The sequence below is a fragment of the Colwellia echini genome (assembly GCF_002843355.2).
Classification (GTDB): Bacteria; Pseudomonadota; Gammaproteobacteria; order Enterobacterales; family Alteromonadaceae; genus Colwellia; species Colwellia echini.
Map to the genome: position 1 here is coordinate 1 of NZ_PJAI02000073.1, position 857 is coordinate 857.

The window sequence follows — 857 nt, forward strand, 5'->3', positions numbered from 1 at the left end:
GCAAAACGTGAATCAAAAAATATATCTTACGCAAATAACCCAATACACCTAACGCTTTGCTAAGCGGCTAAAAATGGCTGGCTATAATTTGCGAGGTACGAGCACAGCCAGCTGTTTGTGTCCGTTTAAGCAACTTGTTAAGTTTCGATTACTTGAAATGTTTTTTTAGCATTTTATCAATTTCAGAGTTTGCATAATTGGCAACTAAAGAATCACCTTCATCTGCAGCAACATCCATTAAAGCATCATAATCATTTAGTTCTTCACAGTTTTGACATTTGAGCATATCACCAGAGGAATACTCTTTATCAATATCACCTTCTAATGGGCAGTCGCAAAAAAGGCATTTTAAACTAATAGTAAAGGATTGATCTTCCATAGTTTATTCTCCAAATATTTTAAGTGCTAAAGTCCCAACAGTAACAATAAAACCAAGCACGACAAATAGTCCTTTATGGTCTTCAATATAATCTGAAATTCTTTTTAATAAACTTCGTGAAGATTTTATTTCTTCTGCTTTTCGTTTCGAACGTGCTGCTCCAACGCCTTTAGGGGTAATGCCCAAATATTCATATTTACTACCGCTACATGTGTGTGTAAGCCACTCATAAGCTAGACATTTATCTGTCGCTTTTTCTAATTCTTGTAACGTGTAGTTTGATGCATTACCTTTATTGATTTCTTCAACAAACTCTTGATCTATTGATAAGCTAACTAGTTTATAAGTCGTGCCCGTTGATTCCATATAATCAATTATATTATTTAAAATTTTAAATTCAGGCACAACCTCTCCTTAGAAACTTAACGCCTCATTAAGAGGCAAAAAATTGTTTGCTAAAATGTTGAGGCACGAAACA

General features: G+C 34.1%; 2 protein-coding genes. Both read right to left on the reverse strand.

The window, feature by feature from the left end; genetic code table 11:
• Positions 1 to 148: 148 nt before the first annotated feature.
• Positions 149 to 379: a hypothetical protein gene (locus CWS31_RS17320; RefSeq protein WP_101345703.1), complete on the reverse strand. Its 231-nt coding sequence runs from the start codon at positions 377 to 379 to the stop codon at positions 149 to 151.
• 3 nt (positions 380 to 382) lie between these two features.
• Positions 383 to 784 (reverse strand): hypothetical protein, encoded by a 402-nt coding sequence (locus CWS31_RS17325; RefSeq protein WP_101345704.1) that lies wholly within the window; start codon positions 782 to 784, stop codon positions 383 to 385.
• Between the last annotated feature and the right edge of the window lie 73 nt (positions 785 to 857).